The following is a 26,856-nucleotide window of genomic DNA, read 5'->3' on the forward strand; positions in this document are numbered from 1 at the left end:
TTGAGGACCGTACCCTTGCCGCCATGCGACACGGCTCCATCCCGGGCGCCCGAGGGCGCGTGAGGCCCCTCATCCTGCTCGGCGACCCGGTACTGCGCACGCCGTGCGCGGAGGTCACCGAATTCGGCTCCGAACTGGCCCGGCTCGTCGAGGACATGTTCGCCACGATGTACGCCGCCCGGGGGGTCGGCCTGGCCGCGAATCAGGTCGGCGTGCCCCTACGTGTGTTCGTGTACGACTGCGAGGACGACGAGGACGTCCGTCATCTGGGGCATGTGGTGAACCCGCGGCTCGTCGAGGCGGACGGTGTGGTGCTCCGTGGACCGGAGGGGTGCCTGTCCCTGCCGGGGCTCGAAGCGGGGACGGAGCGGTACGACCACGCTGTCGTCGAGGGCTTCACCGTGGACGGCGAGCCGGTCATGGTGCACGGCACCGGGTGGTTCGCCCGGTGCCTCCAGCACGAGTGCGACCACCTTGACGGGGCTCTCTATGTGGACCGGCTCGGTGGCTGGCGCCACCGTCGGGTGATGCGACAGGTGGCGCGAGCGGCCTGGGGTCGTTGAGCGTTCTCGGCGACTGCGGGTTGCCCGTGGCTTGTCGCGCCCACGCCGCGGACGGCCGAGCCGCATATCGACACAGCCCCGCGCCCCTCTCGGGGGCTTCAGAACCCGGGGCCTCCGATGCGATCCCCTGCCGCGGCCAGCCGGCCCCACAGCAGGTCCGCCAGGCTCCGCACCAACTCGGTCCGGGAGCAGGGCCGTTCTCCCAGCCACCAGTCACCCGCCGCGTGCATCATGCCGACGATGCCGTGTCCCCACACCCGGGCGAGCTGGTGGCTGTCCGGGCCGAGGTCCAGTCGCTCCTCGATGACCTGGGCCAGCTCCTCGCCCATGCGGCGCAGCAGCGGAATGGCGTGCCGGCCCGTGTCGAAGCCCTGGTCGTTCTGCGAGCCGCCCTCCGCCGGATGCATCAGGAAGCGGTAGACCTGCGGCCGTGCCTCGATCGCCGCGAGATAAGTGTCCAGTGTGGACTCGACCCGCTCCCGCCGGTCGGCCGGGGCGTCCAGCGCCGCCCGCAGCGAGTCGAGGAGCGCGTCCGTGTGGCGTTGGGCGAGCGCGGCGTAGAGCCCGCCCTTGTCGCCGAAGTGGCGGTAGAGGATCGGCTTGGTGATGCCGGCCTCCGCGGCGATGGCGTTCATCGAGGCCCCAGGGCCGTCGCGCAGCACCACTCTGTCGGCGGCCTCCAGCAGTTCTCGCCGTCGGCGGTCGGCGGACCGCTGCTGATCGGCCCGCTGCGTGGTGTCCATGATCTCTCCCCACCCGTGTTGTATCGGTGACGCCTGCGCAAAGTAACACTGAAAGGCGGGCCGGTATCGAACGAGCTGCCGACCACCCGCCGGAGACGTTCCGCCCGGCTCGGAGTTGACTTTCCTACTGGCGAGTAACAGACTGTGGTTACCGCAAGTAACGCGTTAGCGCAGTGGAGGGGACATGGCCGAGTTCACCATGGAGCTCAACGACGAACAGAAGGAGGTCCGGGACTGGCTGCACGGCTTCGCCGCCGATGTGATCCGCCCCGCGGCCGCCGAATGGGACGAGCGTGAGGAGACTCCCTGGCCGGTCATCCAGGAGGCCGCGAAGGTCGGCATCTACTCCCTGGACTTCTACGCCCAGCAGTACTTCGACCCCACCGGCCTGGGCCTCCCCGTGGCCATGGAGGAGCTGTTCTGGGGCGACGCGGGCATTGCGCTCTCCATCGTCGGCACCGGCCTCGCCGCCGTGGGCGTCCTCGCCAACGGCACCGAGGAGCAGATCGGCACCTGGATCCCCCAGATGTACGGCGATGCCAACGATGTCAAGGTCGCCGCGTTCTGCTCCTCCGAACCCGACGCCGGCTCCGACGTCGCCTCCATGCGTACGCGTGCCGTGTACGACGAGGCGAAGGACGAATGGGTGATCAACGGCACCAAGACCTGGGCGACCAACGGCGGCATCGCCAATGTCCACGTCGTGGTCGCGGTCGTCGACCCGGAGCTGGGCTCCAAGGGCCACGCGTCCTTCATCGTCCCGCCGAACACCCCGGGCCTGGCCCAGGGGCAGAAGTTCAAGAAGCACGGCATCCGCGCCTCCCACACCGCCGAGGTGATCCTCGACAACGTCCGCGTCCCCGGCTCCTGCCTGCTCGGCGGCAAGGAGAAGCTGGACGAGCGCCTGGCCCGCGCCCGTGAGAAGGCGAAGGCGAGCGGAGAGCGCGTGAAGAACGCCGCCATGGCCACGTTCGAGGCGTCCCGTCCGGCCGTCGGAGCGATGGCCGTGGGGACCGCCCGGGCCGCGTACGAGGTGGCCCTCGACTATGCGAAGACGCGCGAGCAGTTCGGGCGCCCGATCATCGACAACCAGGGCGTCGCCTTCCAGCTCGCGGACATGCGGACGCAGATCGACGCCGCCCGTCTGCTGGTGTGGCGCGCCTCGTGGATGGCGATCAGCGGCAGGCCGTTCACGGCGGCCGAAGGCTCCATGTCGAAGCTGTTCGCCAGCGAGACGGCCAAGAAGGTCACGGCCGAGGCGATACAGATTCTCGGGGGCAACGGCTACACCCGTGAGTACCCGGTGGAGCGCATGCACCGTGACGCGGCGATCTACACGATCTTCGAGGGTACGAGTGAGATCCAGCGGCTGGTGATCGCGCGTACGTTGGCAGGGATGCCGATCCGCTAGGTCCTCTCGTCGGGCTCCCGTCGTCCGCCCGGAGGCAGGCGGGAGTTCGACGACGGGACCTGGTCACCGATGCTTGAGCGGTGTCAGCTGCTCGATGTCGTACCGCCTGCGCAGCGCCTCGATCGCCTGGTGGTCCGGCGGGCCGCCGCTGCCCAGGATCTCCAGCAGTTCCTCGAAGTACCGCTCGTGATCGGGCGGCGGGGACGCCTGGAAGAACACCTTCGTGGGGGCCTCCGTGGGGTTCGCGAACGCGTGCGGGCAGCCGGGCGGTACGACGATGACCGTGCCCGGCGTGGCCCGCACCACGCGGCGGCCCGAACTCGACTCCCACTTCTGCCAGTTGTCGGGGGTCCGCACCCGCGGCTCGAAGGCGAGCACGTCCAGTTCGCCCTCGAGGACGTAGAACAGCTCCTCGCTGCGCGTGTGGACATGCGCGCCCACGTCGAAGCCCGGCGGCACGATGACCTCGAACGTGGAGGCCATGCGCGAGTGCGAGCCGGTGACCTTGAACGTGACGTGCTGGGCCGGCGTCCGGACGACGCGGCCATGGCCCGGAGGCACGAACAGGCCTTCGGAAGCCGCCACTCTGTCTGTCGTCGTCATCGGCCGCTCACCACGTCACGGGCAGGGCCTCGAGCCCGCCGGTCACCGCGCCCTTTCGGAAGGGCACTTGGTCCGGCGGCACCGCAAGGCGCATTCCGGGCACCCGGTCCAGGAGGGCGTCCACCAGCAGTCCGGACTCCAGCCTGGCCAGCATTCCGCCCGGGCAGTGGTGCGGTCCGAAGCCGAACGCCGCATGGGAGTTGGGGTAGCGCGCGAAGTCGATCGTCCCCGGGTCCGGGAAGACGTCCGGGTCGTGGTTCGCGGCCAGGTACGACACGTACACCGCCTCGCCCGCCCGGATCCTCACGCCCCCGATCTCCACGTCCTCCGTCGCGACGCGGGACAGCCCCACCGCCTCGCCGTGCGGGAGGTAGCGCAGCAGCTCGTCGACGGCCTGGGGGCGGATCTCCGGCTCGGCCCGCAGCCGCTGCGCCAGGTCGGGGCGGGTCAGCAGGACGAAGAACAACTGCCCGCTGTCGTGGGTGACCGCCTCGCCGCCGATCTGCAGAACCACGGCGAGCCCCACCGCCTCGTGCGGTGTCACCTCGCCCCGGCCCACGGCGGCGCCGAGCAGCGAGATGACGTCCTCGTCGGTGCTGCCCTCGCGGACGCCGATGAGATCGGCGAAGTACGCGCCCATCTCGTCCCTGGCGTTCTCGCCGGCCTTCGCGCCGTGCGAGGAGGACAGGATGAGCTGGGTCCAGGTGTGCATGTTCTGCCGGTCGGCGGCCGGTACGCCCATCAGCTCGCAGATCACGCCGATGGTGAAGGGGCCGAGCACGGTGGCGGCGAGATCGGCGGGCGGCCCGTCCTGGAGCAGCTCGTCGACGAGTTCGTCGAGCATCAGCCGCGACTTCTCACGCACCCGTTCGACGCCGTGTGAGGTGAAGGCCAGGGCGACCGAGCCGCGCAGCCGGGTGTGGTCGGGCGCGTCGAGGAAGCCGACCGCATCCGGGCGTGGGGCGAAGTGCGGGGCGAGCCGGATGGTCTGCTGGTCCATGGATGCCTCGCGGCTGAAGCGGGGGTCGTTGGTGACCGTGCGTACGTCGTCGTAGCGGGTCACGAGCCAGGCCCAGCCCTGACCGCCGGGCAGCCGTATCCGGGTGACCGGGCCGCCCTCGGGCATCCACTCGGCCAGGACCGGGGCGAAGTCGACGCCCATCAGGTCGGCGGCCGGCCACTGGCGGACCGGCGGCATGGTGCCGCTGATCGCTTCTTCGGTCATCTCATGCCGCCTCGCTGTCCGTGTCGCCCGTCATCTCCCTTGGTTCCGTTGCCGGAAATGTGCCAGCGGCCCAGGGCCATCTCCGCGGTGATGCCCGGCCCGAAGCCGGCCATCAGCCCGCGCGCCGTGTGCTCGGCGCCGCCCGCATCGAAGAGCCGGCGCAGCGCGTCCAGAACGACGGCGCTCGCGATGTTGCCGTACTCGGTGAGCGTGGCCCGGCTGAACCGGAAGGCCTCCGGCGGCACCCGCAGAAACTTGCTCAGGTCGTCCAGGATGCGCGGGCCGCCCGCATGGATGATGTAGAAGTCCAGGTCGGAGGCGTCCCAGCCGTGCTGTCTCGCCAGTTCCTGGAGCGCCGGGGCGAGCGGTTCCATCGTGGTCGGCACCCGTTTGTCCAGCAGGAAGTGGAATCCGGTGGCCCGGACGTCGTACGCGATCCACTCCTCGGTCTTGGGGATCAGATACGAGCCGTTGCGTTCCAGCTTGATGCCGGTGCCGCCGTTGCCGCGGACGGCCGCGGCCGCTATGCCGTCGCCGAACAGGCCGTTGGACAGCAGCGAACCGACGCCCAGGTCGGTGGGCTGGTAGCACAGCGAGCAGAACTCGCAGGCCACGATCAGCGCGTTGGCGTCCGGGTAGGCCGTGCAGAAGTCGTGCGCCCGGTTGATGGCCGCGCCGCCCGCGGCGCAGCCCAACTGGGCGATGGGTACCTGCCGGGTGTCGGTGTTGAAGTCCATCGAGTTGATCAGCCACGCGGTCAGTGAGGGCATCATGAACCCGGTGCACGACACATAGATGATCATGTCGATGTCGGTGGTGAGCAGTTCGGCGTCGTCCAGCGCCCGCTGGACGACCGGGGGGACGCGGGCCTTCGCCTCGGCCTCGTAGAGGTTGTTGCGCTCCTCGAAGCCCGGGTGCTTCAGGGTCTCCTCGATGGGCTGCACGATGTGCCGGGTGTGGACCCCGGTGTTCTCGATCAGTCGCAGTGCCAGCGGGAGTTGGGGGTGGTCCGGGTGACGGGAGCGCGCCAGTTCGAGCGTCTCCTCCATCGTGATCACGTATTCCGGAACGGAGACCGCGGGTCTGCACAGAGTAGCCATGGAGCGCGCCTTCTTTCGCCTTGGCGGGGGATTTGCCGGTCCCCCGGCGGAAGGGGGGTTCACCCGTACGCGGGTGCCCACCCACGATCACCCGGCGGCGCGGGGATATCTCGTCGGCCTACTCCACTTCAGTGATGGACACTGTGTGACTGACCCGCTACCCAAAGTGATGATGCCTGGGTGTGGCGCTGCGTCCCGCGCTCTCCTAGCGGAGCGAACTGTGCGCGATGCAGGCCACGTCGATCCGGTCCGCCAGCTTCGCCAGCTCGATGGTCAGCGCCGCCACCGTGTCCTCGTCCAGCCCGTCCTCACCGGCCTCCACCAGACGTACCCACCGGCCGCCGAGCGTGCGCAGCAGCTTGCTGACGTCCGCGGCAGCCACCTGCAACGTGCCGTGGTCGTCGACGATCAGAGGCAGGGTCACTTCGCGGTTCACAGAGGGATCGTAACCGCGGAACGCTCACGCCCCGTGCCATACGGTGGTGATGTTGCAGAACTCGCGAATTCCGTGCTCGGACAGCTCGCGGCCGTATCCGGAGCGCTTGACGCCGCCGAACGGGAACGCCGGGTGGGACGCCGTCATCCCGTTGATGTACACGCCGCCGGCCTGTAGATCCTGTACGAAGCGGTCGACCTCGATCCCGTTGTGCGTCCATACGTTGGAACTCAGTCCGAACGGCGAGTCGTTCGCGATCGTCACCGCCTCGTCGAGGTCAGCGGCCCGGTAGAGCGTGGCGACGGGGCCGAACGCCTCCTCGCGGTGGATGCGCATCCGCGGCGTGATGCCGGTGAGCACCGTCGGCGGGTAGTACCAGCCGGGCCGGTCGGGACGCTCGGCGCCGCACAGCACGCTCGCGCCGCCGCGGACCGCGTCGTCGACGAGTTCCTCCAGGTCGGCGCGACCCTGTTCGCTGGAGAGCGGCCCGACCTCGGTCTCCTCCTCCATCGGGTCGCCGACCTTCAGCGCCTTCATCCCGGCCGCGAACCGCTCGGCGAAGGCGTCGAACACGTCCGCGTGCACGATGAACCGCTTTGCGGCGATGCACGATTGCCCGTTGTTCTGCACCCGCGCCGTCACCGCGACCTCTGCGGCCCGGTCGAGGTCAGCGGACGGCATGACGATGAACGGGTCGCTGCCGCCGAGCTCCAGGACCGTCTTCTTGATCTCGTCCCCGGCGACCGAGGCGACCGAGCGGCCCGCGGGCTCGCTGCCGGTGAGCGTCGCCGCCCGCACCCGTGGATCACGCAGGACCCGCTCGACCGCGCCGGAACCGATGAGCAGGGTCTGGAAGCAGCCCTCGGCGAAGCCCCCGCGGCGGAAGAGGTCCTCCAGGTACAGCGCGGTCTGCGGGACGTTCGAGGCGTGCTTGAGCAGTCCCACGTTGCCCGCCATCAGCGCGGGCGCCGCGAACCGGACCACCTGCCACAGCGGGAAGTTCCAAGGCATCACGGCGAGCACCGGGCCGAGGGGCCGGCAGCGTACGAGGGCCCAGGCGGCGCCCGAGTCCTTCACGTCCCGCTCGGTGGGCTCCTCGTCGGCGAGCAGTTCCTCGGCGTGGTAGGCGTACCAGCGCATCGCCTTGGCGCACTTCGCGGCCTCGGCGCGGGCCTGCTTGATGGGCTTGCCCATCTCGGTGGTCATCACCCGGGCGATGTTCTGCTGGTCCTCGTCGAGCAGGTCGGCCGCCTTGTGCATGCGCAGCGCCCGTTCGGCGAACGTGGTCGTACGGTGGGTGCGGAACGCGGCATCGGCGGCGGCGAGCCTGCGCTCGATCTCCTCCTCGCCCAGGGCGTCGTACGTCTTGAGCGTCTCGCCGGTCGCCGGGTTCACGGTGGCGATGGGCATGGCTGACCTCCTGAGAACAGGCTCTGTCTCGACCTTCTCGCGGCGCGGTGGCCGCCGCAACGCGGGTGCTGTTTGTTCAGCCCGAGTGCTCCGCGAGCCGGTCGAGAAACGCCGCCTGTGCCTTCACGATCACATCCCGGGCCCGGTCGAGGCCGAACCACTCCACACGGTCCAGTTCGGGGAACTCCTTCAGGCGCCCCGACTTCGGCGGCCACTCCATCGTGAAGGTGCCCGGCTCGATCGTCGCCGGGTCGAGGTCCGCCTCGATCGCCCAGACGGCGACGATCTTGCCGCCGGTCTGCCGCACCTCGCCGAGCGGGATGGCCTCCCCGTCCGGCGGCGGCACCCCGAGCTCCTCCTGGAACTCGCGGCGAGCGGCGTCCCAGGAGGGTTCGTCGGGCTCGTACTCGCCCTTCGGCACGGTCCACGCCCCGGCGTCGCGGCGGGCGAAGAAGGGGCCTCCCATATGGCCGAGCAGGACCTCCAGAGCGTGATCGGTGTGCCGGAACAACAGGAGACCGGCGCTGCGCCTCTCCCGATTGCTCACGGTGCCACCTTCGGGTGGGCGGCCAGCAGGGTCTCCACGGTGTCGGCGTCCTCCGGCCGCTTGTCCTCCCGGTAGCGCACGACCCGGGCGAAGCGCAGGGTGACGCCCGCGGGATAACGGGTCGACCTCTGCAGCCCGTCGTACGCGATCTCGACCACGAGTTCGGGGCGTACGGTCACCACCCAGCCGTTGTCGTCCACGGCCAGCTCCTGGAGCCGCTCGGTCTGCCAGGCGAGCATCGAGTCCGTCATGCCCTTGAACGTCTTGCCGAGCATGGCGAAGGAGCCGTCCGGGTTGCGGGCGCCGAGGTGGAGGTTGGACAGCCTGCCGGTGCGCCGGCCGTGGCCCCACTCGGCGGCCAGCACCACCAGGTCGAGGGTGTGGACGGGCTTGACCTTGAGCCAGGAGGCACCGCGCCGGCCCGCGCTGTAGGGGGCGTCGAGCGCCTTGACCACCACCCCCTCGTGGCCGCGCTCGAGGGTCTCGGCGAGGAAGGTCTCGGCGGCGGCCAGGTCCTCGGGCCCCTCCACCACCGTGCGCCGTACCCGCATCGGTTCTGGTACGAGCCGGGCCAACTCGGCGTGGCGGTCGCTGAACGGCAGGTCCAGCAGGTCCCGGCCGTCCACGGACAGCGCGTCGAAGAAGACGGGGGAGACGGGGACGGCCGCCGAGGCCGTCGCCACGTCCACCCGGGAGCCGACGCGCCCGGCGGTCTCCTGGAACGAGCGCGGCCGCCCCTCCTCGTCCAGGGCGATGACCTCGCCGTCGAGAATGAACCGTTCGCCCGCAAGCTCCAGGGCGGCCGAGGTCACCTCCGGCAGCCGGTCGGTGATGTCATCGAGGGTGCGCGTGTGGATGCGTACCTCGGCGCCGTCCCGGTGCACCTGGACGCGGATGCCGTCGAGCTTCTCCTCGACGGCGCACGCGCCCAGCTTCCCGACCGCCTCGGCGACCGACGACGCCGTCTGCGCGAGCATCGGCAGGACCGGGCGGCCCACCGTGAGCCGGAAACCGTCCAGGGCCTGCGGGCCGTCGGCGAGCAGGGCCTGGGCCACGGTCTGGAGCGATCCGGCGAGCATGACGGCCCGCCGTACATCCGCCGGGCCGACCCCCGTCGCCTCCGCCAGACCTTCCGCGGCGAGGGCGTCGAGAGCGCCCTGCCGCACCTCGCCGGTGAGCAGCCCGACCAGGAACCGCTGCTCGTCCTCGGTGGCCGCGGCCAGCAATGCGGCCACCAGACGTTTGCGTTCGGCCTGCGAACCGGTGCCGGCGACCGCGCCGATCCGGGTCAGCCGGGCGTCCACGTCACGCACGGTGAGCGTGGGCTCGACGGCCGGCGCAACCGGCTGACCGAGCAGTTTCCACCCGATGCCGAGCCGCCCCTGCGGCAGGCGCCCGGCCAGGTACGGGATGACGACGGGTACGTCCTGCGCGTCTGCGGCCCGGAACAGCTCCCCGAGCAACGCGATCTTCCGGGACCGCGCCGACGTGGCGGCGACCTCCCGGGACACACGGGCGAGGCGGCTCAGCAGCATGCAGTCATGGTGCACCGCGGGCGCCCGGTCTACACCCGCGCGGTCGCGTCCAGATCCGCCATGAGCAGCTCGCCGTTGATCGCGGCCCCCGCCCGGTATCCGCGGCTCGCCGCGTTCACGACCTGCTCAGCGAAACCGCTCGCATTGCCCGCCGCCCACAGTCCGGGCACGGTGGTCAGACCCCTCTCGTCGACCACCGGGTAGGTGCCGAAGGGAGTCGGGCGCAGCTCGGCGCCCAGTCGCTCGACCAGAGCGGTCTGGGGGACGGGGCGGGGCGCCACGAACAGCACCGTGCCGTCGTGGACCGTACCGTCCGCGAGCCGGACCCCGGTGAGCCGGTCGTCGTCGACCACCAGACCCGCGACCTCGCCCGGAACCACGGCCACTCCGGCCGCCGCGAGCCGGCGCAGGTCCTCGTCGGAGAGTTCGTCCTCGGTGACCGTGTGCAGGAACAGGGTCACGTCCTTCGACCACTGGGAGACCATCAGCGCCTGGTGCACGCTCATCGGCGTCGAGGCGAGCACACCGAACGCCTGGTCGCGCACCTCCCATCCGTGGCAGTACGGGCAGTGCAGCACGTCGCGCCCGAAGCGTTCGGCGACGCCGGGGACCGTGGGCGGCTCGTCCTTCAGGCCGGTGGCGACCACCAGACTCCGGGCGTGCACGGTCCGCCCGCCCGCGAGCGTCACACCGAACTCCCCGTCCGCGTCCCGGACGGCGTCCACCGCCCGGTCCCGGACGAGTTCCACGCCGTACCGGGCGATCTCCTCGCGCCCCGCGGCGAGGAACTCGGCCGGCGACATTCCGTCACGGGACAGATAGCCGTGCATGTGGGCCGCGGGCGCGTTCCGCGGCTCACCCGCGTCGACGACGAGCGTGCGGCGCCGCGCGCGCCCGAGGACCAGAGCCGCCGACAGTCCGGCCGCGCCGCCTCCGACGACCACCACTTCGTACTTCTCGGTCATGGATGACCACCTCCATCGGAGACGGTGGCCCCGACGCTGCCGGATCAACAAACTTCTTTGCCGATTCGGCAAGGCGGTCATCACAATGGATCCATGAGTACCGATGACGTTCTGGCGGGCGTGGGCCCGAGGCTGCGGCGGATCCGGAAGGAGCGGGAGGTGACCCTGGCGGCGCTGTCCGAGGCCACCGGCATCTCCGTCAGTACCCTCTCGCGCCTGGAGTCGGGCCTGCGCAAACCCAGCCTCGAACTGCTGCTGCCGATCGCACAGGCCCACCAGGTTCCGCTGGACGAGTTGGTGGGCGCTCCACCGGTCGGCGATCCGCGGGTACGGGCCAAGCCGATCGTGCGGTACGGGCGCACCCACTGGCCGCTCACCCGGCAGCCCGGCGGCCTGCAGGCCTTCAAGGTGCTCGAACCGCAGCGGAAGCTCGAACCGGAACCTCGGACGCACGAGGGCTACGAGTGGCTGTACGTGCTGTCGGGGCGGCTGCGGCTGGTGCTCGGGGAGCACGACGTGGTGCTGACGGCGGGGGAGGCGGCCGAGTTCGACACACGGGTCCCGCACTGGTTCGGGTCGACGGGGGAGGGGCCGGCGGAGTTCCTCAGCCTGTTCGGACCGCAGGGCGAGCGGATGCACGTACGGGCGCGGCCCAGCCGTTCATGACGCCCGAGGCCCGGGCGTTCATGACGACCGCGGCCGGGCCTTGGTGACGCACGCGACTGTTCCCTGATCGGCAAGCGACCGCTTAGTATGCGATCGACCCCGGTCAGTCTCTCGACACCGGTCGAGGCGCTCGGGAGGCGAACAGAACCAGCTGGAGGCCCCGCATGCAGGCATGGCAAGTGCACGAGAACGGCGAGCCGAGCGAGGTGATGCGGCTCCACGACGTGGAGCGGCCAACGCCCGGCGAGGGCCAGGTCCTGCTCAAGGTGCGGGCCGCGAACATCAACTTCCCCGACGCGCTGCTGTGCCGCGGCCAGTACCAGGTCAGGCCCCCGCTGCCGTTCACTCCGGGGGTGGAGATCTGCGGCGAGACGGAGGACGGGCGCCGGGTGATCGCCAATCCGGCGCTGCCGTACGGCGGTTTCGCCGAGTACGCCGTCGCCGATGCCGCGGCCGTTCTGCCCGCTCCCGAGTCCCTCGACGACGCCGAGGCCGCCGCCCTGCACATCGGCTACCAGACGGGCTGGTTCGGTCTGCACCGCCGCGCCGGTCTGGAGGCGGGCGAGACGCTGCTCGTCCACGCTGCCGCAGGAGGGGTCGGCAGCGCGGCCGTGCAGCTCGGCAAGGCCGCGGGAGCCGTCGTCATCGGCGTCGTCGGCGGTGCCGACAAGGCCGCCGTGGCCCGGGAGCTGGGTTGCGACGTCGTGATCGACCGGCGTGCGCAGGACGTCGTCGCGGCCGTGAAGGAGGCCACCCGCGGGCGGGGCGCCGACGTCGTCTACGACCCGGTGGGCGGCGAGGCCTACGCGCAGTCAGCGAAGGTCGTCGCCTTCGAGGGGCGCATCGTCGTGGTGGGCTTCGCCAGCGGCTCCATCCCCAGCCCGGCGCTCAACCACGCCCTCGTCAAGAACTACGCGATCCTCGGCCTGCACTGGGGCCTGTACAACACCAAGAACCCGAAGCTGGTCCAGCACTGCCACGAGCAGCTCACCGAACTGGCCGCCCGGGGCGCCGTCAAGCCCCTTGTGAGCGAGCGAGTGCCGCTCGGCGGGGCCGCGGCCGCCGTGCAGCGCGTCGCCGACGGTGTGACCACCGGCCGGGTCGTCGTCGTACCGGAGAACGGAGCCGCCGCATGACCGACGCAGCCGAACTGCGCAAGCGCACCCGGGAGTTGCTGGCCGCGCACCCACCCGCCGGCACCGACCGCCTCGACTTCCTCAAGGCCCGCTTCGACGCGGGGCTCGCCTGGGTGCACTACCCGGAGAGCCTCGGGGGCCTCGGCGCCCCGCGCTCGCTCCAGGCCGTGGTGGACGCGGAGTTGGAGGCCGCGGGCGCTCCCGACAACGGCCCACGACGCATCGGCATCGGCCTGGGCATGGCCGCGCCGACGATCCTGCGCTTCGGCACCGAGGAGCAGAAACAGCGCTACCTCAGGCCCCTGTGGGTGGGCGAGGAGGTGTGGTGCCAGCTGTTCAGCGAGCCCGGCGCCGGTTCCGACCTCGCGGCGCTGGGCACGCGCGCGGCCCGTGAAGGCGACGACTGGGTCGTCAACGGTCAGAAGGTGTGGACCTCCAGCGCCCACCTGGCCCGCTGGGCCATCCTCATCGCCCGGACCGACCCGGACGTGCCCAAGCACCAGGGCATCACCTACTTCATCTGCGACATGACCGATCCGGGCGTCGAGGTCCGGCCGCTGCGGCAGGTCACGGGCGAGGCCGAGTTCAACGAGGTCTTCCTCACCGATGTCCGCATCCCCGACTCCCGCCGCCTCGGGGATATCGGCGACGGCTGGCGCGTCGCGCAGACCACGCTGATGAACGAGCGCGTGTCCATCGGTGGAATGCGCATCCCACGCGAGGGCGGCATGATCGGCCCGGTCACGAAGGCCTGGCGCGAGCGCCCCGAACTGCGCACCCACGACCTGCACCAGCGGCTGCTGAAGCTGTGGGTCGAGGCCGAGGTCCTCCGGCTCACCGGCGAGCGGTTGCGGCAGCAGCTCGCTGCGGGTCAGCCCGGCCCCGAGGGCTCCGGCATGAAGCTCGCCTTCGCCCGCCTCAACCAGGAGATCAGCGGTCTGGAAGTGGAGCTGCTCGGCGAGGAGGGCCTGTTGTACGACGACTGGACCATGCGCCGGCCCGAACTCGTCGACTTCACCGGCCGCGAGGCCGGATACCGCTATCTCCGCTCCAAGGGCAACAGCATCGAGGGCGGGACCAGCGAGGTCCTGCTCAACATCGTCGCCGAGCGAGTCCTCGGCCTGCCCTCCGAGCCGCGCACCGACAAGGACGTCGCATGGAAGGACCTGGCCCGATGAGCACGACGAGCACCGAGCCCGACCTGCTGTACTCGGAGGAGGAAGACGCCCTGCGCGCGGCCGTCCGCGACCTGCTCGCCGACCACTGCGCCTCCGCCGACGTCATCGTCCGCACCGAGTCGGACGCCCCGCACGACTTGCCGCTGTGGAAGGCGCTCACCGACGGCATGGGCCTCGCCGGACTGCTCGTGCCCGAGGCGTTGGGCGGCCAGGGCGCCACCCATCGGGAAGTCGCCGTCGTGCTGGAGGAGCTGGGCCGCGCGGTCGCGCCCGTGCCCTATCTGACCAGTGCCGTCGTGGCCACCGAGGCGCTGCTGGCGTGCGGGGCCGACGACCTGCTGTCCGAGCTGGCCTCCGCGACGTCGATCGGCGCGCTGGTCGTCGGGCTGCACACCGCCCCGGGCGCCCCCTTCCCGGTCGTACGACTGGAGAACGGCACCCTGCACGGTGAGTTGACCGCGATCGCCGACGCGACCGTCGCCGACGTCCTGCTCGTGCCGGCCGACGACGGCGGCCTGTATGAGGTCGCGGCCGCCGTCGCGACCATCACCCCGCAGGTCTCCCTGGACCAGACCCGACCGGTGGCACGCGTGGGTCTCGACGGGGTTCCGGGCCGTCGCCTCGGCGCCGCCGAACCCGCCGTAAGACGGGCCCTGCGCTCTGCGGCCGGACTGCTCGCCTCAGAACAACTGGGCGTCGCCGACTGGGCGTTGACCGAGACCGTGCGCTACCTGAAGGAGCGCAAGCAGTTCAACCGGCCGGTCGGCGGCTTCCAGGCGCTCAAACACCGGCTCGCCGAGCTGTGGCTGGAGGTCGTCGACCTCCGGGCCGCCGCCCGCGCCGCCGCCGACGCTCTCGCCACCGGCGAGGACACTGACGTCACGGTGGCCGTCGCCCAGGCCTACGCCGCCCCCGTCGCCGTACGCGCCGCCGAAGAGGCGCTGCAGCTACACGGAGGCATCGGCATGACCTGGGAGCACCCGGTCCACCTGTACCTGAAGCGGGCCAAGGCCGACTCGATCGCCTACGGCACCGCGGGCGCCCACCGGGAGGCACTGGCCGAACTGGTCGACCTCCAGGCACCCTGACATACGGCGCGTGAAGCCCGCCCCACCTGCGGCGGGCTTTTCCGTGCACCTGCTCCGGCGAAGTGAAGAATGGCCCTCACCACTCGTCGCAGAGCCCTCACCACCCTCGGCGCCGCCCTCGCAGGCTCGGTCGCCCCGCCCGCCGCGCGCGCCTCGGCGGGCGCGGGCCAGCGCGGCGCGCGGCCGCTGTGACGCGCCCACGCGCACAACGATCACGAGCACCCGCGTCCCCTCTTCGACTCCCTCGACCACCGCTTCGGCAGCGTCGAGGCACCTCGATCCCTTGCAACTCCTGATCGACATCAAGACCGAGGGCTCCCGACCTACCTCGAACTCGACCGTCACCTCCGGCGCTGGCGCGCTTCTGGGCCACACCCCGACGTTCCTCGACAAACACGAGCGGCCGTAGAACCACACGTTCGGGGGACACGTCAGCCGCCCGGACCAACCCTCCGCTACGCCACACTTGCGGCCGGGCCGCGACGTGGGCGTGGCGGAGGAGGTTGACGATGGCCGTTTCCATCTCTGTGGTGCTGTTGCTCCTGATCATTGTGGTGATCTTCGTGCGCAACGGCGCGATGAAGATCTCACACGCCATCATCTGCATACTGCTCGGCTTCTTCCTGGCCAGTTCGAGCATGGCTCCGACCATCCACCAAGGGCTGGCGGCGACGGCGCAGATCGTCGGCAGCCTGCGCCCCTGACCCTCAGGAGCCGGAGAAGACGCCGATCCCGTCCGGGACCGGGCGTTCGGCGCCTCCGCTGGGGTGGTTGCGCACCGTCACCGTGCTCGCGCCGCTCGTCCGGGTCACCAGCGTCGTGGAGCCGCCGCCGTCGAGGTTGAAGCCGTCCGTGGCGCCCAGGCTCTGCAGGGTCCGGGCGACTTCGGCGACGGTGAGACCGCTGCGGTAGGCGGTCCCACCGTCCAGGGCCAGAAGCAGCAGGCGGTGGCCGCCGTCCGCGATGCCCACCGCGGTGCGCACGGCGGACGTCGTGCCGTCGAGGCCGGGCAGCGGCGCGCCGTTCCGCAGCACCGGGAAGCCGCCGATGGCGAAGAGGTACGGGACGCCGGAAGAGGCTGCCACCAGGCGGTGGTTCACCTGGACTTTCTCGCCGACGAACATCTTGCGCAGCTGTTGTGCCCCCGCCTCACGGCCGACCAGCACCGTGGTGCCGGGCGCGATGGCCCCCTTGCCCGGTGTGTCCGCAGTGCCGACGACCCGGCCGTTCCTGATCGTCACCTCATAGGTGTCGCCACTGCACGGCCCGCCCCGGTTCGTGTCGGTGCCGCAGGTGGCCCGCACCCGCGAGACGCTGCCCCAGTCCGAGGTGTACGCCCCGATCGACCCCTGGGGCAGCGCGTACTGGTTGAGCCCGCGCAGGGGCAGCCGCCCTCCCGGTTCGATCACGTACCCGGAGAGGGACAGCCGGTCCAGGCGGGCCGTGCGGTCGGTGCCCACCCCCAGGACGTCCTCGGTGCTCGTCCCCGCCGGAAGCGCGGGCCCGAAGCGCTGCCCGCGTGGCACGGCGGCCTTGAGGGTACGCCCGTTCGCGACGGCCGGACCGACGGCCGAGCCGGTCGCCTCGACCCCCGGGTGCTGGGTCTCGGAGATGTTGAAGAAGTCGCCGTTGATCCCCGCCACGGCTCGTTGCGCGTCGGCGAGCCGGGACACGGCGGCCCGTGCCGACACGGCACCCGGATGCAGCAGGCCGACCCGTACGTGCTGGTCGCGCAGGTCGACGGTGACGAGGTGCGCGTGCGTCCCCCCGTGGGCCGCCGCGATGTCGAACTGGCTGTACTGGACTCCCGGCGCGATCGTCCGGGCCCTTGGCGCACCACTGGCCGGTGCCGCCCCCACGAGGGCCGCGCCGGCCAGCGCGCTCCATGCCACGAGAACCGTCAGTGCCGTTCTGAACCGTCTGTCGCGACGCGTCACCGTTCCCCCTGATGTCTCGTCAACTTGCCTGGGACTCAGGGGAAGTGCACCAGATAGCGGTGGCCCGTGCGGTGTTCAGGCGTCGACGACGCGGGAACGGATGAGAAAACGCACTCCTTCGGGTGCTTCCAGGGAGAAGCCGCTGCCTCGGCCTGCCACGACGTCGACGATCAGCCGGGTGTGGCTCCACACCTCGTACTGGTTGCGGGACATCCAGAAGCCCACCGGCTCGTCGACGCCGTCGACGTCGAGTTCCGCGAGCAGCACGTCCGCGCCGCCGGTACGGAACTCACCCTCCGGGTAGCACATCGGGGCGCTGCCGTCGCAGCAGCCGCCCGACTGGTGGAACATCAGCGGCCCGTGGACCTCCCGCAGCCGCCGCACCAGTTCGGCGGCCGCAGGGGTCAGCTCCACACGCGGGATCATGTCCATGGTCACGCGCCCCATCCCAACACGGGGCACGTTGCAACGACGTTGCGTACCCGGGGCGCTCAGGAGCCCATCCCCAGCGCGGCAGCCGTGCGCGCCTTGTTGCCGCCGTGGCGGCGCAGTGCCTCCAGGATCGTGGCACGTTCGGCGTCCTCCATCGGGCTCAGAGGCCGGGCCGGGGGCCCTTCGCGCATGCGATCCGGCAGCTCGGCCCGGCGGACCGGCCCGGATGTCCGCCGGTGCTCCGCCAAGCCCTTACGACATGGGCGAGTTCGGTGACGTTCCCGGGCCACGGATACCGCTCCAGCGCACGCAGGGCGTCGAGCGTCCAGGTCAGCGGAGGCCGCCCGGGCTCGGGCCGCGGCACCAGACCCGGGAGCAACTCGCGTATGTCCTCGGGGCGTTCACGCAGTGCGGGCAGCGGGACCGAGCAGGCGGCCAGCGTGTCCAGGAGCCGCTGAAGACAAGGGCCGGGCGGCGCCCCGGGCGTGTAGGTCACCAGCAGGTGCGCGTCCGGATGCTCGTCGAGCAGCGAGTTGAGGGCGGCCACCCCGGGCTGCGCGAGCCGCTCGGCGTGGCGGAGCAGGAGCGGCTGCCCGGCCGCCAACTCCGCGTAGTGGACGTCGAGTACGGTGTCCTCCGCGGCGTCGACGACCCGTGCGGCGCGCCCGCCGAGCAGTTCCCGCGCGAGCGCCGTCTTGCCCGTGCCCCGCTCGCCGGTCAGCAGCAGCGGCTCCCCGGAACGCGCCAGCGCGACGGCGCGACCGGTGGCGTACCGCCAGGGGACGGAGGAGCCGGTCAGGGCGACGGCCGGGAGTGGCACGGGCGGTACGGGGTCGCCCAGCGGCTCCAGCACGGCCACGACCCCGATGACCGCGCCCTCGTGACGCACCGGGCTGACCCGCGCGGTGCACCCCGTGCCCTCGCGCAGGACGGCATCGACCGGGACGTCCCGCTGCCGCACGGCCACCGCGGTCCGTTCCAGAGCCTCCAGCGCCTGCGGTGACAGGGTCCGCTCCGCGGCGGCGCTGACCAGGCGGTTGCGGCCGTCCAGCGCGGCCACCGCACGGTCCTGTCCCTGAGCGGCGCGCAGATAGGCGTCGAGCAGGACCCGCTCGGCCCGTCGCACCCGCGCGAGCAGTTCGGCCTCCACCGCCGTGGCGGCGGCCTCGGCGAGCGCCGCGCCCGGATGCGGCGGGCCCCCGGCGCACAGCCCGGACGCGACGGTGACCGTGCCGAGCGCCTGCCCGCTGTCCGGTGCGAGCACCGGGACGCTGACCGCCGACACGTTCTGCCACAGGTCGAGGAAGTGCTCGGGCCCGTGCACCTCGGCCCGGCGCCGGGTGCGCAGCGCGAGGGCCGCGCTGTTGTGGCCGACCTCCTGCTCAGACAGACCGGGCCACGGCGCGAGGCCGGGTGCGCTTCCGGCCGTCCACAGCACGCGCAGCCGCTCGTCGCTGAGGACGAGGACCGAGCGGCCGGTACCGAGGGCGGAGGCGATCCGTTCGAGTACGGGGCGGGCGGCACCGAGCAGGGCCGACTCCCCCGGCCGTACGGGACCGGAGGCACCCTCCGCCAAGTCGTGCGGCACGCCGAAGAACCGCGCACGCCGCCACCCGGCGACGACCTCCTCCGGTACGCCGGCGGGCAGCGGACGCCCCGACAGGAACCGTTCACGCGCCAGGCGCAGCGGTGCGAGAGAGGGGGCGGCGGCGGAGTGCTCTGTGGTGGTCACGACGCATCCCACCGCAGCGGGTTCGGTTGAAGAAGCAACAACTGCCCTGGCGGCCCGGCCTCGCGCGTCAACGCGCACGGCGTCGACCTCAACCAGCGCTACGTCTCGGAGGCGATCGTCCCGGACGGCACCCCCGACCTCGGTTTCACGTGCGACCCCGAGCTGTACCACGAGGCCGAGCTGTACCACCAGGCCGGCACGCGCCCCGGCGCCCGGCTCCCGCACGCCTGGATCACCCCCGGCACCCGCACCCTCTCCACCCTCGACACGGTCGGAAAGGAGCGCTTCACCCTGCTGACCGGGATCGGCGGCGACGACTGGGTGCGGGCGGCCGCGGCCCAGGAGACCGAGATCGCCACCGTGGTCATCGGCCCGGGACAGGAGTACGAGGATCCGTACGGTGACTGGGCGCGACTGAGCGAGGTGTCCGACGCGGGAGCCCTGCTGGTGCGGCCCGACGGCTTCGTCGCCTTCCGCCACGCGTCGGCCGCCGCGGACGCCGCAGAACTGCTGGCGGACGCGCTGCGGCGGATTCTCGGACACGCCTGAGCGCGGGAGCATGGAGTAGACGGGACGTCGCAGACGACGAGGAGCCGGTATGACCACGGACGCCACCGAGACCGCTGTCACCGAGGAGGTCGTCGCCAGTCTGCGCCAGTGCGCCGACCCGCGGCTGCGCGAGCTGCTCGGCGGCCTCGTCCGCCATCTGCACGACTTCGTGCGCGAGACGCGGCCGACCCGGGGGGAGTGGGAGAAGGCCGTCGGCTTTCTGACCGCGACCGGGCAGACCTGCTCGGACACCCGGCAGGAGTTCATCCTCCTGTCGGACGTCCTCGGTGTCTCCATGCTCGTCGAGACCATCAACGGCGACCGCGCACCGGGCGCCACCGAGTCGACCGTCCTCGGCCCCTTCCACATGACCGAGTCGCCGGAGCGCGAACTCGGCGACGACATCGGCCTGGTGGGCGGCGGCGAGGCGTGTGTGGTCAGCGGCCGGGTGCTGTCCCGGGACGGAACGCCGCTGCCCGGCGCGGTCCTCGACGTCTGGCAGGCGGACGCCGAGGGCTACTACGACGTGCAGCAGCCGGACCGCCGGCCCGCGGGCAACGGGCGCGGACTGTTCACCGCCGACGCCGAGGGCCGCTTCTGGTTCCGCACCTGCGTGCCCGCTCCGTATCCGATCCCCACCGACGGCCCGGTCGGTGAACTCCTGCGTGCCACCGGCCGGCACCCCTACCGGCCCGCGCACATCCACTTCATCGCCACGGCCGAGGACCACACGCCGGTCACCACGCACATCTTCGTCGGCGGCAGCGACCATCTGGACTCCGACGCCGTGTTCGCGGTGAAGCGGAGCTTGGTACAGGACTTCGCCGTGACCGACGACCCGTCCCTGGCCCGCGGGTTCGGCGTCCCGAACCCGTTCCGGTATGCCCGCTTCGATCTCGTACTGGAGCGTGCGACATGACGATCTCCATCGACTTCTCCTACGAGACCCGGCCCGTACGGGTCGTCTTCCGCCCGGGCGCCGCCCTGACCGCGACCCCGGACGAGGCCGAACGCCTCGGCCTGCGGCGGCTGCTCGTCGTCTGCGGCAGCAGGGGTGAGGCCACCGCACGGGCGGTCGCGGGGGTGCTCGGCGACGCCTGTGTGGGACTGCACGCCGAGGCCCGTATGCACGTACCCGTGGAAGTCGCCGATCGGGCCGTGGAAGCGGTCCGGGCGGCCGGGGCCGACGGCTGCGTAGCGGTCGGCGGCGGCTCCGCGATCGGGCTCGGCAAGGTGGTCGCGCTGCGCACCCGGCTGCCGCTGATCGCCGTGCCGTCGACCTACTCGGGTTCGGAGATGACCCCGGTCTGGGGCCTGACCGAACACGGAGTCAAGCGCACCGGCCGCGACCCGGTGGTCCAGCCCCGCAGTGTCGTCTACGACCCCGAACTCACCCTCTCCCTCCCCGTGCCGCTCACCGTGACCAGCGGCATGAACGCGCTCGCGCACGCCGTCGAGGCGCTGTACGCCCCGGACGCCTCGCCACTGGTCTCGCTCATGGCGCAGGAGGGCGTCCGCGCGGTGGCCGGCGCGCTGCCGGCGGTGGCCGCGGACCCGGACGACCTCGACGCGCGCGGCCGGGCCCTGTACGGGGCGTGGCTGTGCGGAGCGTGCCTCGGCGCGACCACCATGGGGCTGCACCACAAGCTGTGCCATGTGCTGGGCGGCACGTTCGGGCTGCCGCACGCGGAGACGCACACGGTGGTGCTTCCGTACGTCCTCGCCCACAACACGCCCGCGGCACCGCAGGCGGTGACGGCACTGCGCGGGGCCCTGGGCGCGCAGGACGTGCCGCGTGCTCTGCGGCAGCTCGCGGGAAGCCTCGGTGCACCGCGTTCGCTCGCCGAACTCGGCCTCAAGGAAGAGGACTTGACGGTCGCGGCCGCTCAGGTGACCGGCCAGCCGTACGTCAACCCCCGCCCGGTGACGGCGGACGGGGTGCTGGGCGTCCTGAGGGCGGCGTACGAGGGGCGGGAGCCGGAGTCCTCCGGGGCGCCGGAGTAGTGCGCGGACTGTCTCGTAATGAGACACCCGTGCCGGAGCGGTGTGCCACAAGATCGAGACGGGGGGACCGCATGCAGGCGCGGCCGCTTCGGCGTGCCCACAACCGCTGCTCACACGGCCGCGTCCCGAAGAAAGGTGAACATCATGGCCCTCGCACAGCTCCGGCGCCGGCGGCCCAAGGGCGCCTCTGCCGTGGCGGCGGGCCTTTCGCTCCCCCTCCCGGCGGGCGCGGGCGGCGTCGCCCGTGAGGTCGTCGACCCGATGGGCTCGCCCATGGCAGCCGCCGACGTCACGGTCACCGCCCTCGACACGCACCGCGTCGCGGCCCGCGGCACGACCGATCCGTACGGCTTCTTCCTCGCGGCGCTGCCGCCCGGCCGGTACAGCCTCCTGATCGCGGCGGAGGGGCTGCAACCGCACCGCGAGACGGTCGAGATCGTGCCGGGCGCGGCTGTCGCCGGCGAGCGCATCTGGCTGCAGCCGGCCGAGAGCCTGCAGCTGCCGGTGCCGGGCACCTGGCTCTTGGACCCCCCGCACACGGCGATCCGCTTCATCGCCAAACACGTCGGCATGGCCCATGTCCACGGCCGCTTCGAACGCTTCGAGGGAGGCATCCAGGTCGCCGAGGACATGACGCAGTCCCGTGTCCACGTCCGCATCGACGCCACCAGCATCAACACCGGCAACAACACACGCGACAACCATCTGCGTTCCGCCGACTTCCTGGACGTCGAGCGCTTCCCGTACATCGACTTCACGAGCACGCGCTTCGCCTACCGGGGCGGCAGCAAGTGGACACTCCAGGGTTCTCTGACGATGCACGGCGTCAGCCGCTCGGTGTCACTGGACACGGCGTACCTCGGCACCGTGAACGGCGGCTACGGCGAGGAGCTGCGCTGCGCCGCCCTGGCGAAGGCGGAACTGCACCGTGAGGACTACACGCTGAACTGGTGGTCGATGCTGGCCCGCGGGATCGCGGTGGTGGGGCCGACGGTGCAGCTGGAACTGGACGTCCAGGCGATGTACCGCACCCACGACACGCCCACGCCGCCGGAGTAAGCGCTCGAGCGGACCGGCCGTGCCCTCGCCCCGTGACGCGGGGCGAGGGCACGGTGGTTCGGGGAGCTCCCGGCCGTCGCGAGGGGCGCATACCACCGGGAGCCGGGCCCGTGCTGCGCGGGCGCCTTCCGTTGCGGCCTCGCGGGCATGGCGCGAGGATCAAGAGGACTGTCCGGCTACACGAGCTGGGGTGCTGTGGTGGGTGCCATGCCTCATCCGACATCCGGCGGCCACCGGGACCCTCCCCCGGGACCCGTCGCCCCGAACGGGGACCCCGTCCTCGCCGCGCGGTTCAGCGTGCCCGTGCCCCCGAAGACCTTCGTGCGCAGGCCCCGTCTGACGGAGCGGCTCAGCCACGGCGTGCGAGGACCCCTGACGCTGGTCAACGGGGCCGCGGGAGCCGGCAAGACCCTGCTCGTCGCCGACTGGATCCCCGCCGGGGCCGCCCCGGGCCGGGTGGCGTGGCTGACGGTGGCACCCGAGGACAACGGGCCCGGTGTCTTCTGGACCTATGTACTGGAGTCCCTGCGGCGAAACGGCCTGCAGACCCCGGACGACATCGGCAGCCCGGCCCGCTCCGGCGAGGTCGACCACTCGCTGCTGACCAGGCTCGCCGCGCAACTGAGCCGGCGGACGGAGCCCATGGTCCTCGTCCTCGACGAGTTCGACCGGGTGGGCACCTCGGCGGAGGTCGCCGAGGAACTCCAGTTCGTGCTCCGGCACGCGGGCGACGGGCTGCGCCTGGTGATCATCAGCCGCACTGAGCCCCTGCTGCCGTTGCACCGCTACCGGGCTGCCGGCGAGGTCACCGACATCCGCGGCGCCGACCTGGCCTTCCGCCCGCAGGAGACGGCCGAACTGCTGGGCCGCCACGGCATGCACCTGTCGGACGACGGCACACGCGCCTTGACGGAGCGCACCGGCGGCTGGGCGGCCGGACTGCGGCTGTGCACCCTGGCGGCCCAGGGCGCCGACGACCCGGAGACCTTCCTGAAGGACTTCGAGGCGGGCCAGAGCACACTCGCCGACTTCCTGCTCGCCGAGGTACTCGACACCCAGCCCGCCGAGACGCAGGACCTCCTGTTGCGCACCAGCATCCTCGAACAGATCCACCCCGACCTCACCAACGCCCTCACCGGCCGGGACGACGCGGAAGCGATCCTGGCCGGACTACAGCGCGCGAACGCCTTCGTCGAGGCCATCGGCCATTCCTGGTACCGCCTCCACCCCCTGTTCGCCGAGATTCTCCGGGTCCATCTGCGTGTCCGGCACCCCGGACTCGAATCCGAACTCCACCGCAGGGCGGCGCACTGGCTGAGCGAGGCAGGCCTGCTCACCGAGGCCCTCCCGCACGCGGCGGACGCGGGCGACTGGGAGCTGGCCGCCACCCGGTTCATCGACGAGCTGGCGATCGGGCGACTGCTGACCGGACTGGACGCCGAGCAGCTCGACGCGCTCTTTTCCCGGATGCCCCCGGACGCCTCGGGGCCGTCGGCGGACCTGGTGCGCGCCGCCCGCGAACTGGCCCGCCACGACGTCGACCGCGGCCTCGAGCACCTGCGGCGCGCCGAAGCGAACCTCCCCGGCGCCGAGGCCTCCGACTCCGCGGCCGTGCGGCTCAGCTGCGCCCTGCTGCGCGTCCTCGCCGCCAGGATGACCGGCTCGGCCGACCTGGCCGAGGCCGCCGCCGACGAAGTGGAAGCGGCGGAGCAGGACCTTCCCGCCGAGCGGCTGGCCCGGCACCCGGAACTGCCCGCCCTGATGCTCACGGACCTGGGATCGGCGCAGCTGTGGGCAGGACGGTTCGACGCCGCGCAGTCCACGTTGTCCGCCGCAGCGAAGGTGGACGCCGGGCCGCAGACCGCGTTGCCGCGGCACGAGTGCCTCAGCCGGCTGGCATTGATCGACTTCCTGCACGGCTGGCCGGGGCGCGCCGAGGCACACGCCCGGGAGGCGGTCGCGGAGGCCGAGCGTTCGGGACTGCCGCCCGACGCCCGTACCGGCATCGCCCAGCTCGTGCTGGCCGCCGTCGCCATCGACCGCGACGACCTCGACACGGCACGCGCCCACCTGGACCACGCCGCCTCCTCCACGCTCCCGCGCGACCCCCTCGTCAGCGCGGGGCTGGCGTTGCTGCGGTCCCGCCTCCTGCTCGCCCGGGGGCACCCGCGGGCGGCGCTGCGGCTGCTGGAGGAACAGGAGCGAAGCCCAGCCCTGATGGAGGCCTCGCCATGGGTGAACGACCGCACGGCCCTGACGATGGCCGGCGCCTACCTCGCCGACGGACGTCCGCAGGCCGCGCGGGAGGTGCTCGATGAAGAGGGGACCGCCGGACCGGAGAGCGTGGTCGCGGCCGCACGTGCCCGGCTCGCCACGGGCGACGGCGAAGCGGCCCACGATCTGCTGGCGACGCTCCCCACGGGGCACGGCGAGGGCCCGGCCATCACGGTACGGGCGCTGCTTGCACGGGCCCAGATCGCCGACGCACTGGGTGACGGACCCGACGCCCAGCGCCTGGTCGCACGGGCCCTGAGCCTGGCCCGGCCGGAGCGCCTGCGGCGTCCGTTCCTGGAGGCCGGGCCGTGGCTGCGGCGGCTGGCGCGCCGTCGGCCGGACCTGACACAGGGGCACGAGTGGCTGCCGGCCTCCCTGGTCGGGCATGCCCCGGCCACGGAGGCGGCCGAGGGCGGTCCCGCGCCGGTGACCGAGCCGCTCAGCGAACGCGAGCACGAGGTACTGGAACGGCTGGCGCAGATGATGTCGACGGAGGAGATCGCCGCGGACCTGTATCTGTCGGTGAACACCGTCAAGACGCACCTGAAGAGCCTTTACCGCAAGCTCGCGGCGACCCGGAGGGGTGAGGCCGTGCGCCGCGCCAGGGACCTGCATCTGCTCTGATCGGCCCTTCGGCGGCAACCACGGCGAAAGGGGCGTCCGGATCACTCGGGAAGACGCCGCATCTCCACCACGTGCAGCCCCAGCGACTGACAGCGCGCCAGCAGGCCGTACAGATGCGCCTCGTCGATGATCTGGCCGGACAGCACGGTCTGGTGCGGCACGACGACGCTGTCCAGTTCCGGGAACGCCTTGGTCAGTGTCTCGGACATCTGCCCGGCGACGCGGATCTCGTATCGCATGAGAGCGCTCCCTCGCGGTCGTACGGTGCCTTGTGCCCCGGCCGGCCGGCTCCTCGACCTTGCTCATACCGGCCGTGGGCCCGGAGGCGGCGGCCTCCCGCACACACGAGCGGAACGCCCGGCTCCTGGGCCTGGAGGGGGTAGTCGCTCACGACGGCCACCAGTCGCCCGGCCCGCCCGCTCGACGGCTCGGGCGGGGAAGCGACTCCTGACGCACCCAACGGTGAATCCGGCGCGGGGCGACGGGATCACCCGGTACGGGTGGCCGTGCGGGGGCCCTCGGCGTGGGCCCGCTGGTCAACCCGCTGATGCCGCCGGACATCGTCGTGATGTGAGGTCACCTGCCCGGGTCCGGCATCACCTGCGGCGGGTGAGGATCTGCCCGGCGGGCGTCCTCGGGCGGGCCCGGCGTCGGGTGCTCCGCCTCGGACGTGGCCCTGCCGCTCGCGGCCGGCAGCGGGACCCAGGGTGATCCACTGACGGGGCTCCTGAGTTCACGTCCCCGGACCGTCCGGTGTGATCCGGCGTGCGTACGCCCAGGTTGCCGCGGAGTCCGGCGTGCGTTCGTAGGCTCCCCGTGCCGCGAGGACCACCGTGGCCGCGCTCCGCGCGATCGCGTGCCCGACCGTGCCCGCGCACTCCTGCCACGGGTCGACCGCGGCGCCGCACCCCTATGGATCGGGGGGAGCCGCGATCGTGCGCAGCGGTCATGGGGCCTTCGGCGACGGCTACCGCGGGACGGTGTCCCTCGGCGCCACGCACAGTGCCCAGATGATGAACCCGTACAGCGCGATCAAAGTGAGCGACCACACGGGGTAGTACGGGATGGACAGGAAGTTGGTGATGATCAGCAGGGACGCGATCGCCACCCCGATGGCCCTGGCCCAGGCGGCCATCGTGAACAGGCCGAGGCTCACGACCACGGCGAGCGCTCCGAGGATCAGGTGGATCCAGCCCCAGCCCGTGAGGTCGAACCTGAAGACGTAGTTGCGGGTGGAGAGGAAGACGTCGTCCCGGGCGATCGCCATGATGCCCCGGAAGATGTCGAGGACGCCGGAGACGAAGAGCATCACGGCGGCGAAGAGGGTCAGACCGGTCGCCGACGCCATGGTTCCGGCCGAGCGCTGGTGCGATCGGGTGGTGGCCATGAGGGATCTCCATTCGTTGCCCGGCTGCTGCTGGCAGCCGCTCACCAGTGAGCGTGCGCTCGACGTGCGCCGTGTTCCTCACCCGGGAAGGGTGAGGACGGGGGACTCGCACGTGTGATCGACTGGCGTCGGTGCCTCCTGGGCCGCCGGTCCGGTCCGAGTTCGCGCCGCGCCGGGACAGGCGGTGAGCCGATGTCGGCTACGGCCCGGCCACTGTGCCGACGCCCGTGTGAGACCCCCTCAGGACCGTGC

At 71.9% G+C, this 26,856-nt stretch carries 26 protein-coding genes and 2 pseudogenes; 13 read left to right on the top strand and 15 right to left on the bottom strand.

Translation table 11 applies throughout. The features are described from left to right. Positions 1-23 precede the first annotated feature (23 nt). On the top strand, positions 24-563 hold the full coding sequence (gene def, locus ACZ3TS_RS00895; RefSeq protein WP_467612114.1) for a peptide deformylase: 540 nt from the start codon (positions 24-26) through the stop codon (positions 561-563). A gap of 98 nt (positions 564-661) precedes the next feature. Here the strand turns inward: def and ACZ3TS_RS00900 are convergent, their stop codons facing one another. Beyond that, on the bottom strand, positions 662-1,306 hold the full coding sequence (locus ACZ3TS_RS00900) for a TetR/AcrR family transcriptional regulator (RefSeq protein WP_467612117.1): 645 nt from the start codon (positions 1,304-1,306) through the stop codon (positions 662-664). A 184-nt stretch (positions 1,307-1,490) separates the two neighbouring features. Here ACZ3TS_RS00900 and ACZ3TS_RS00905 point away from each other — a divergent pair, with 184 nt between their 5' ends. Beyond that, positions 1,491-2,717 carry an acyl-CoA dehydrogenase family protein gene (locus ACZ3TS_RS00905; protein ID WP_467612120.1) on the top strand — a complete coding sequence of 409 codons (1,227 nt, stop codon included), beginning with the start codon at positions 1,491-1,493 and terminating at the stop codon, positions 2,715-2,717. Positions 2,718-2,780: 63 nt separating this feature from the next. Here the strand turns inward: ACZ3TS_RS00905 and ACZ3TS_RS00910 are convergent, their stop codons facing one another. The 8 genes from ACZ3TS_RS00910 to ACZ3TS_RS00945 all read right to left on the bottom strand — a co-directional run bounded on the left by ACZ3TS_RS00910 (position 2,781) and on the right by ACZ3TS_RS00945 (position 10,538). Next, a complete protein-coding gene (locus ACZ3TS_RS00910) occupies positions 2,781-3,320 on the bottom strand; it encodes a cupin domain-containing protein (RefSeq protein WP_467612123.1) in 540 nt (179 codons plus the stop codon). Positions 3,321-3,327: 7 nt separating this feature from the next. Then, positions 3,328-4,545, bottom strand: coding sequence for a cytochrome P450 (locus ACZ3TS_RS00915; RefSeq protein ID WP_467612126.1), 1,218 nt, complete (start codon positions 4,543-4,545; stop codon positions 3,328-3,330). Then, positions 4,542-5,645, bottom strand: coding sequence for a type III polyketide synthase (locus ACZ3TS_RS00920; RefSeq protein WP_467612129.1), 1,104 nt, complete (start codon positions 5,643-5,645; stop codon positions 4,542-4,544). Before ACZ3TS_RS00920 ends, ACZ3TS_RS00915 begins: the two co-directional genes overlap by 4 nt. A 205-nt stretch (positions 5,646-5,850) precedes the next feature. Continuing rightward, positions 5,851-6,081: a DUF6213 family protein gene (locus ACZ3TS_RS00925; protein ID WP_467612132.1), complete on the bottom strand. Its 231-nt coding sequence runs from the start codon at positions 6,079-6,081 to the stop codon at positions 5,851-5,853. 24 nt (positions 6,082-6,105) lie between these two features. Next, positions 6,106-7,491 (bottom strand): NADP-dependent succinic semialdehyde dehydrogenase, encoded by a 1,386-nt coding sequence (locus tag ACZ3TS_RS00930; protein WP_467612135.1) that lies wholly within the window; start codon positions 7,489-7,491, stop codon positions 6,106-6,108. A gap of 76 nt (positions 7,492-7,567) precedes the next feature. Further along, positions 7,568-8,038, bottom strand: a complete 471-nt coding sequence (locus tag ACZ3TS_RS00935; RefSeq protein ID WP_467612138.1) for an NUDIX hydrolase — start codon at positions 8,036-8,038, stop codon at positions 7,568-7,570. Continuing rightward, positions 8,035-9,573, bottom strand: a complete 1,539-nt coding sequence (locus ACZ3TS_RS00940; protein ID WP_467612141.1) for an ATP-dependent DNA ligase — start codon at positions 9,571-9,573, stop codon at positions 8,035-8,037. Before ACZ3TS_RS00940 ends, ACZ3TS_RS00935 begins: the two co-directional genes overlap by 4 nt. A gap of 29 nt (positions 9,574-9,602) precedes the next feature. Further along, entirely contained in the window at positions 9,603-10,538 is a 936-nt protein-coding gene (locus tag ACZ3TS_RS00945; RefSeq protein WP_467612144.1) for an NAD(P)/FAD-dependent oxidoreductase, read from the bottom strand. Positions 10,539-10,631: 93 nt separating this feature from the next. Between ACZ3TS_RS00945 and ACZ3TS_RS00950 the strand changes: the two genes are divergently transcribed. The 6 genes and pseudogenes from ACZ3TS_RS00950 (at position 10,632) to ACZ3TS_RS00975 (ending at position 15,310) form a co-directional block, all read left to right on the top strand. Continuing rightward, positions 10,632-11,204, top strand: a complete 573-nt coding sequence (locus tag ACZ3TS_RS00950) for a helix-turn-helix domain-containing protein (protein WP_467612147.1) — start codon at positions 10,632-10,634, stop codon at positions 11,202-11,204. A 164-nt stretch (positions 11,205-11,368) separates the two neighbouring features. After that, positions 11,369-12,340, top strand: a complete 972-nt coding sequence (locus tag ACZ3TS_RS00955; protein WP_467612150.1) for an NADPH:quinone oxidoreductase family protein — start codon at positions 11,369-11,371, stop codon at positions 12,338-12,340. Continuing rightward, positions 12,337-13,518: an acyl-CoA dehydrogenase family protein gene (locus tag ACZ3TS_RS00960; RefSeq protein ID WP_467612153.1), complete on the top strand. Its 1,182-nt coding sequence runs from the start codon at positions 12,337-12,339 to the stop codon at positions 13,516-13,518. Before ACZ3TS_RS00955 ends, ACZ3TS_RS00960 begins: the two co-directional genes overlap by 4 nt. Further along, entirely contained in the window at positions 13,497-14,606 is a 1,110-nt protein-coding gene (locus ACZ3TS_RS00965) for an acyl-CoA dehydrogenase family protein (protein ID WP_467612156.1), read from the top strand. The genes ACZ3TS_RS00960 and ACZ3TS_RS00965 overlap by 22 nt, the downstream gene beginning before the upstream one ends. Positions 14,607-14,675: 69 nt before the next feature. Next, positions 14,676-14,966 (top strand): annotated as a pseudogene (locus ACZ3TS_RS00970) (hypothetical protein); the annotation flags it as partial. A gap of 149 nt (positions 14,967-15,115) precedes the next feature. Further along, positions 15,116-15,310, top strand: coding sequence for a hypothetical protein (locus tag ACZ3TS_RS00975; protein WP_467612159.1), 195 nt, complete (start codon positions 15,116-15,118; stop codon positions 15,308-15,310). A gap of 3 nt (positions 15,311-15,313) precedes the next feature. Here the strand turns inward: ACZ3TS_RS00975 and ACZ3TS_RS00980 are convergent, their stop codons facing one another. The 4 genes from ACZ3TS_RS00980 to ACZ3TS_RS00995 all read right to left on the bottom strand — a co-directional run bounded on the left by ACZ3TS_RS00980 (position 15,314) and on the right by ACZ3TS_RS00995 (position 18,707). Next, entirely contained in the window at positions 15,314-16,543 is a 1,230-nt protein-coding gene (locus ACZ3TS_RS00980; protein WP_467612161.1) for a phosphodiester glycosidase family protein, read from the bottom strand. A 75-nt stretch (positions 16,544-16,618) separates the two neighbouring features. Continuing rightward, positions 16,619-16,975: a DUF779 domain-containing protein gene (locus ACZ3TS_RS00985; RefSeq protein ID WP_467612608.1), complete on the bottom strand. Its 357-nt coding sequence runs from the start codon at positions 16,973-16,975 to the stop codon at positions 16,619-16,621. 59 nt (positions 16,976-17,034) lie between these two features. Next, on the bottom strand, positions 17,035-17,130 hold the full coding sequence (locus ACZ3TS_RS00990) for a helix-turn-helix domain-containing protein (protein ID WP_467612164.1): 96 nt from the start codon (positions 17,128-17,130) through the stop codon (positions 17,035-17,037). A 5-nt stretch (positions 17,131-17,135) separates the two neighbouring features. Continuing rightward, a complete protein-coding gene (locus ACZ3TS_RS00995) occupies positions 17,136-18,707 on the bottom strand; it encodes an AAA-type ATPase lid domain-containing protein (protein ID WP_467612167.1) in 1,572 nt (523 codons plus the stop codon). Between the two features lie 69 nt (positions 18,708-18,776). On the opposite strand from ACZ3TS_RS00995, the pseudogene ACZ3TS_RS01000 reads away from it, so the two are divergent. From ACZ3TS_RS01000 to ACZ3TS_RS01020, 5 genes and pseudogenes are all read left to right on the top strand, one after another. Continuing rightward, a pseudogene (locus ACZ3TS_RS01000) lies at positions 18,777-19,256 on the top strand (aromatic-ring hydroxylase C-terminal domain-containing protein); the annotation flags it as partial. A gap of 49 nt (positions 19,257-19,305) precedes the next feature. Then, complete coding sequence (locus ACZ3TS_RS01005) at positions 19,306-20,175, top strand: intradiol ring-cleavage dioxygenase (protein WP_467612170.1); 870 nt, start codon at positions 19,306-19,308, stop codon at positions 20,173-20,175. Further along, positions 20,172-21,260, top strand: coding sequence for a maleylacetate reductase (locus tag ACZ3TS_RS01010; RefSeq protein ID WP_467612173.1), 1,089 nt, complete (start codon positions 20,172-20,174; stop codon positions 21,258-21,260). Before ACZ3TS_RS01005 ends, ACZ3TS_RS01010 begins: the two co-directional genes overlap by 4 nt. A gap of 144 nt (positions 21,261-21,404) precedes the next feature. After that, positions 21,405-22,319: a YceI family protein gene (locus ACZ3TS_RS01015; protein ID WP_467612176.1), complete on the top strand. Its 915-nt coding sequence runs from the start codon at positions 21,405-21,407 to the stop codon at positions 22,317-22,319. A gap of 207 nt (positions 22,320-22,526) precedes the next feature. Next, positions 22,527-25,217: a winged helix-turn-helix domain-containing protein gene (locus ACZ3TS_RS01020; protein WP_467612179.1), complete on the top strand. Its 2,691-nt coding sequence runs from the start codon at positions 22,527-22,529 to the stop codon at positions 25,215-25,217. 41 nt (positions 25,218-25,258) lie between these two features. Here ACZ3TS_RS01020 and ACZ3TS_RS01025 read toward each other — a convergent pair whose 3' ends face one another. Continuing rightward, positions 25,259-25,456 carry a hypothetical protein gene (locus ACZ3TS_RS01025; protein ID WP_467612182.1) on the bottom strand — a complete coding sequence of 66 codons (198 nt, stop codon included), beginning with the start codon at positions 25,454-25,456 and terminating at the stop codon, positions 25,259-25,261. Positions 25,457-26,184: 728 nt separating this feature from the next. Beyond that, complete coding sequence (locus ACZ3TS_RS01030) at positions 26,185-26,604, bottom strand: DUF7144 family membrane protein (RefSeq protein ID WP_467612185.1); 420 nt, start codon at positions 26,602-26,604, stop codon at positions 26,185-26,187. Positions 26,605-26,856 lie beyond the last annotated feature (252 nt).

The sequence above is a fragment of the Streptomyces sp. NPDC022910 genome (genome assembly GCF_055561075.1).